The sequence below is a fragment of the Corallococcus exercitus genome, from assembly GCF_003611585.1.
Lineage (GTDB): Bacteria > Myxococcota > Myxococcia > Myxococcales > Myxococcaceae > Corallococcus > Corallococcus exercitus.
The window spans coordinates 1-5,972 of record NZ_RAVW01000528.1; the positions used below are offsets into that span (position 1 = coordinate 1).

At 69.0% G+C, this 5,972-nt stretch carries 5 protein-coding genes; all 5 read left to right on the top strand.

The genetic code is table 11. The features are described 5' to 3' along the window. Window positions 1–46: 46 nt before the first annotated feature. The 5 genes from D7W79_RS37690 to D7W79_RS37710 all read left to right on the top strand — a co-directional run bounded on the left by D7W79_RS37690 (window position 47) and on the right by D7W79_RS37710 (window position 5,764). Entirely contained in the window at window positions 47–694 is a 648-nt protein-coding gene (locus D7W79_RS37690) for an RNA polymerase sigma factor (RefSeq protein ID WP_120530098.1), read from the top strand. After that, complete coding sequence (locus D7W79_RS37695) at window positions 691–1,071, top strand: anti-sigma factor family protein (RefSeq protein ID WP_120530099.1); 381 nt, start codon at window positions 691–693, stop codon at window positions 1,069–1,071. Before D7W79_RS37690 ends, D7W79_RS37695 begins: the two co-directional genes overlap by 4 nt. Before the next feature lie 77 nt (window positions 1,072–1,148). After that, window positions 1,149–2,708, top strand: a complete 1,560-nt coding sequence (lysS, locus tag D7W79_RS37700; RefSeq protein WP_120530100.1) for a lysine--tRNA ligase — start codon at window positions 1,149–1,151, stop codon at window positions 2,706–2,708. A 12-nt stretch (window positions 2,709–2,720) separates the two neighbouring features. Then, complete coding sequence (locus tag D7W79_RS37705) at window positions 2,721–5,087, top strand: FtsX-like permease family protein (RefSeq protein WP_120530101.1); 2,367 nt, start codon at window positions 2,721–2,723, stop codon at window positions 5,085–5,087. Between the two features lie 2 nt (window positions 5,088–5,089). Beyond that, the gene (locus D7W79_RS37710) at window positions 5,090–5,764 is read left to right on the top strand and encodes an ABC transporter ATP-binding protein (protein WP_120530102.1); all 675 of its coding nucleotides are present in this window, start codon (window positions 5,090–5,092) and stop codon (window positions 5,762–5,764) included. The last annotated feature ends 208 nt before the right edge of the window (window positions 5,765–5,972 follow it).

Sequence of the window (5,972 nt, forward strand, 5' to 3'; positions counted from 1 at the left end):
GGGTGGTGCAGTAGGATGCGGTGGGCCCACACGGGCGGGAGGCACGGTGTCACCGGGCGGAGTGCTCGACGTCGGACAGCAGGCCCTGGCCACCGAGGCCGCCGCCGACCCGCGTCGCGAGGCCGCCCGCCGCGAGGAACAGGCGCTGCTCGTCCGGCTGCGGCGCGGGGACCCGGAGGCCTTCGAGTCCCTGGTGCGCGAACACCAGGACCGCCTCTACGACTTCTGCTTCCGCATGGTGGGCGACCGCGAGGAGGCCCACGACCTGGTGCAGGAGATCTTCGTCAGCGTGCACCAGAACGTCCGGCGCTTCCGCGAGGACGCGCGGCTGTCCACGTGGCTGTTCCGCATCTCCAAGAACCACTGCCTCAACCGGCTGAAGTACCTCCAGCGCCGGGGGCGCGGCCGCTCGGACGTCTACGACGAGACGAGCGCCGCAGCCATCGCGGAGGGCGGGGGAGCCCCGCCGCAGCCGGACGCCGCCCTGGACGCGGCGCGCGAGCGGGCCCGGGTGCAGCGGGCCATTTCCCAACTGGACCCGGATGCGCGCATGCTGGTGGCGCTGCGCGACATCGAGGGCCTGAGCTACGACGAGATTGTCGACATCACCGAGCTGCCCGAGGGGACCGTGAAGAGCCGGCTCCACCGGGCACGCGAGAAGCTGGCGGACCTGCTGGGGCGCTTCGAACCATGAGCGGCGGCGGGTGGAGGTCAACGGACGTGGAACCGCGTTTGGATCACCGTGAGGCGAGGGCGCTTTTCCTGGCGCTCGCTGACGAACAGCTGCCCGCCCCCCAGGAGCAGGCGGTGCGCAGCCACCTGGACGGCTGCGAGGAGTGCCGCCAGGGGTGGGACCGGTACGCCCGCACCGTGGAGCGCGTGCGCTCGGTGGAGCGGGAGAAGGCTCCGCCCGCGCTCGCGTCGCTCGTGGCCAGCCGCGTGCGCCGCCAGCGCCGCTTTGGCCTGAAGGGCCTGCACCTGGCCCATGCCCAGCACCGCTTCCCGGTGGAGATCCTCATCCCGCTGCTCCTGGCCGCGGCGGTAGGCGCATTTCTTTTGATGTCATCCTGAAGCAGAACGGCCTCCCTGATGCGTTGCGTCCCGGGGGCCGCTTGGCTAGCGTGCCGCGCCTTTCACGAGAGCGCGTCATGGCCGAGACCGATAACAAGACCCCCCCAGGTGAGAAGAGCGGCGAAGCGGCGGATCTCGGCTCCAAGGAGCAGGAGATCTACCAGCAGCGGTTGGACAAGGCCGCGAAGTGGCGCGAGGCCGGGTTCAACCCCTACGGCAACGGCTACGCCCCCAAGCACCGGGCCGCGGACATCCTGGCCACGCACGCGAACCACTCCATGGAGGACCTGGAGAAGGACGCCCCCGTCTACGACGTCGCCGGCCGCATCGTGGCCATGCGCTCGTTCGGCAAGGCCGCGTTCATCAAGCTGCGCGACCGCACCGGGGAGATCCAGGCGCACGTGAAGAAGGACGCGCTGGGGGACCTCTATGAGGTCTTCAAGCAGTGCGACCTGGGTGACTTCGTCGCGGTGGAAGGCCCCATCTTCCGCAGCAAGACGGGCGAATTGTCCCTGTCCGCCACGAAGTTCGTGCCCCTCACCAAGTCCCTGCGCCCCATGCCGGAGAAGTGGCACGGCCTCACGGACGTGGAGATCCGCTACCGCCAGCGCTACCTGGACCTCGTCTCCAACCCGGACGTGAAGCAGGTCTTCCTCAAGCGCAGCAAGCTGGTGAGCTTCATCCGGAACTTCCTCGACGGGCGGGACTTCGTCGAGGTGGAGACGCCGATGATGCACCCGCTGGTGTCGGGCGCGGCGGCGCGGCCGTTCGTCACGCACCACAACACGTACGACATCGACCTCTTCATGCGCATCGCGCCCGAGCTCTATTTGAAGCGGCTCGTGGTGGGCGGCATGGAGCGCGTCTACGAAATCAACCGCAACTTCCGCAACGAGGGCGTGAGCACCCGGCACAACCCGGAGTTCACGATGCTGGAGTTCTATCAGGCGTACGCCACGTACGAGGACCTGATGAACCTCACGGAGGAGATGCTCTCGGAGGCCTCCCGCCACGTCACCGGCGACTCCAAGGTGAAGTACGGCGAGCACACCATCGACTTCGGCAAGGGCTGGAAGCGCATCCCCATGCCAGAGGCCATCCGCGAGGCTGTCCCCGGCCTGTCCGACAAGGACATGGTGGACGTGGACCGCCTGCGTCACGAACTGCTCAAGACGGTGCACTCGGAGGTGGAGCGCCGCGCCGTGGACGCCATGAACCACGGCGAGCTGGTGGGCGCCCTCTTCGAGGCCCACGTCGAGCACACGCTCATCCATCCCACCTTCATCACCCAGTATCCCACCGCCGTCTCCCCGCTCGCCCGCCGCAACGACCAGAACCCGGAAATCACGGACCGGTTCGAGCTCTTCGTCGCGGGCCGGGAAATCGCCAACGCCTTCTCCGAATTGAACGACCCCCTGGACCAGAAGGGCCGCTTCCAGGCCCAGCTGGACGCGAAGCAGCGGGGCCAGCAGGAGACGATGGACTACGACGAGGACTACATCCGCGCCCTGGAACACGGCATGCCGCCCACGGCCGGTGAGGGCATCGGGATTGATCGCGTCGCCATGTTGTTCACGGACGCCGCCAGCATTCGTGACGTGATTCTCTTCCCCCTCCTCAAGCCGCTGGCGAAGTAGCCACGAGGCCTCGTGCACCCCGCCGAACGGCAGACCGACTATCGCTGGCCCCTCCTGTGGACCGGCGCCCTCGTGGCCCTCGTGGGAGCCATCCTCCTGGGGGTGGCCATCTCCGAGTCCGAGGCGTGGGCCGAGGTGGCCGGCGCCCTGGGCCTCTCCTTCGTGGGGTGGGGCGGGCTCATCCAGTCCTTCGACGCCGGGGCGCTCGCCCTGGGCGCCCAGAAGACCGCGGCCGTGGCCGGCCCCAAGGCGCTCGTCGCCGGGACGCTCGTCTGGCTGGCGGGCTGGGGCCTCATCGCCGCCGGCATCCGCCGCGCGCCGGCCTCTGGTGAAGGGCCCAGCCCCGCCGCGGGTGCGCCCCTGTACCCGCGCCTGGCTCGCTACCGGGACTTCTACTGGAGCACGCTGGGCGCCTACGGCGGCGGCATCCTCCTGGCGGAACTGGTCCTGCTGCTGCTGCAGACCGTCCTCTCCAGCGGCGTGCCGTCCGACCTTGGCGGCGCGGCGCGCGAGGCAAGCGGGGGCCTGTCCCTGCCCCCCACCATCGCCTTCGCCATCGCGTTCATCGTGAGCATGGCCGTGGCGTTCGCGTCCGGCTTCGTGGGCGCGTCCCGGGCGCAGCGGCTGTCGTTCCCGGAAGCCACCATCGGCGTGTTCTACCTGGGCCTGCCGGTGCCCATCCTCCTGTCGCTGATGGAGCGCGTGCCGTCGCTGCAGCTCGCGCTGGGCTACCGACTGCGGGAGGTGACGTACGTCGCGGGGCTCATCGGCCGGCCGGAGCTGGCGTACTGGCTCGTCTTCGCCGCGCTGGTGCTGGCGCTCATCCTGGGCATCAACACGGGCTTCATCGCGGCGGGCAGCGGCCGGGTGGACCTGCGGCTGGGCTTCGAGCTGTTCGTCGCGCGCCGGCACGTGGCGGTGTTCCGCCCGTCGCTGCTCCTGGGCGCGCTCGCGGTGCTGATGTTCGGCATCATCCCGCCGCTCATCGTCTACTTCATCATCCGCGGGGCGGAGGCCGCCGTGGAGCGCACGCGAGTGAGGGCCCTGGGCCTGGCGGATCCGCTCGCCGCCGCGTCCGCGCAGCACCGGATGAAGCTGCACGAACAGTCCCCCACCATGATGATGACCGCGCTGTCGGTGGGCGGCGTGGGCGTGGGCGTGATGGCGCTCATCATCGTGCTCAGCGTGATGAGCGGCTTCGAGGCCGACCTCCAGCAGAAGATCCTGGGCACCAACGCGCACGCCGTGGTGTCCCGCTACGCCGGGGACCTGCCGGACTACGACAAGGTGATGCAGCAGGTGAAGCGCGTGCCCGGCGTGGTGGGCCAGACGCCCTTCATCATCAACCAGGTGATGATCGCCTCCGAGGGCAACGTCGACGGCGTCATCATCAAGGGCATCGACCCGAAGTCGGTCGGCTCGGTGACGGACCTGCCGCAGAACATCCTGCCCGGCGGCGACCTGGAGCACCTGGAGCACCCCGCGAAGATCCTCCCCAGCAGCGCGGTGGAGGACGCGGAAGGCAAGAAGGACGCGGAGGAAGACCCCATCATCGGCAAGGCCACCAAGCCCGCGAAGCCCACGGTGCTGCCGGGCATCATCATCGGCCGCGAGCTGGCCGCCTCCCTGCGCGTGGTGGTGGGGGACCGGGTGAACGTCGTCTCGCCGCTCGGCACGGAGCTGGGCCCCACGGGTCCCATCCCCAAGAGCCGCGCGTTCCGGGTGGCGGGCGTCTTCTACTCGGGCATGTACGAGTACGACTCCAAGTTCGTCTACATCCTGCTCAAGGAAGCGCAGGACTTCTTCGCCGTGAAGGGCGCCACCGGCATCGAATTGAAGGTGGCGGATATCGACGATGCGCGCCGCATCTCCAACCAGGTGGTGCGCGTGCTGGGCGGCTATCCCTACCGCGCGCGCGACTGGGGGGAGATGAACAAGAACCTCTTCTCCGCGCTGCGCCTGGAGAAGCTGGTGATGGGCATCATCCTGTCCATCATCATCATCGTCGCCGCGGGCCTCATCGTCGCCACGGTCATCATGCTGGTGCTGGAGAAGCGGAAGGAGATCTCCGTGCTCAAGGCGCTGGGCGTCCCGGACGGCGGCATCGTGAAGATCTTCCTCGCCGAAGGGCTCCAGATTGGCGTGGCCGGCGGAGTGCTGGGCCTGTTCTCCGGCCTCGCCTGGTGCATCTTCATCGAGAAGGTCGGCATCAAGCTGGACCCCGAGGTCTATTACATCCCCGCGCTGCCGGTGCGCATCGAACCGGTGCAGACAGCGCTGGCGGTGGTCATCGCGGTGCTCGTCACCTACCTGGCGTCCATCTACCCGGCCCTCAAGGCGAGCAGCGTGGAACCGGTGGAAGGTCTGAAGGCGGAGTAGCCATGGCGCTGTTGTCCATCCGCAACGTCTTCAAGAGCTACTTCCTGCACGGCAAGCGCATTGACGTGCTGCGCGGCGTGTCGCTGGACATCCAGTCCGGTGAGCTCGTCTCCATGATTGGCGCGTCCGGCGCGGGCAAGAGCACCTTCTTGCACGTGCTGGGCACGCTGGATGCTCCTGCCGCCGGTGAAGTCCTCTTCGACGGCCGGTCCGTCTTCTCCATGAACGACGCGGAGATCGCCGAGTTCCGCAACCGCACCATCGGCTTCGTCTTCCAGAGCCACTACCTGCTGCCGGAGTTCACCGCGCTGGAGAACGTGGCCATGCCCGCGCTCATCCAGCGCAAGGACCGCGGCCCCGCCTATGACTATGCCCGCGAGCTCCTGGAGCGCGTGGGCCTGGGCAGCCGCGTGGACCACCGCCCCGGAGAGCTGTCCGGCGGCGAGGCCCAGCGCGTGGCCCTGGCGCGCGCCCTGGTGCTCAAGCCCGCGGTGCTGCTCGCGGACGAGCCCACCGGTAACCTGGACCCGACGACGGGCGAGGGCATCCACCAGCTGCTCCGGGACGTCAACCGGGACCTGGGCATCACCGCCGTCGTCGTGACGCACAACGAGACGCTTGCTCGCTCCATGCCCCGCCGCCTGAGACTGGCCGGCGGGCAGGTGTCGGAGGCCTGATGGCCGCTCGCTTTTGGATTGAGGGGGCCTCCCCCCATCCCGTACATTGCCCCGCCTTTTCCTGGCCGGACTGCACTTGAGGCTCACCGTTCTGCGCAAGTCATTGCTCCCGCTGCTGGCGGTCGCCCTGTGGGCGCTCGGGCCGGTTCCTGCCCACGCCCAGGTGGCCGTGGACGCGGGCTCACCCGCCGTCGTCCCTCCGTCCACC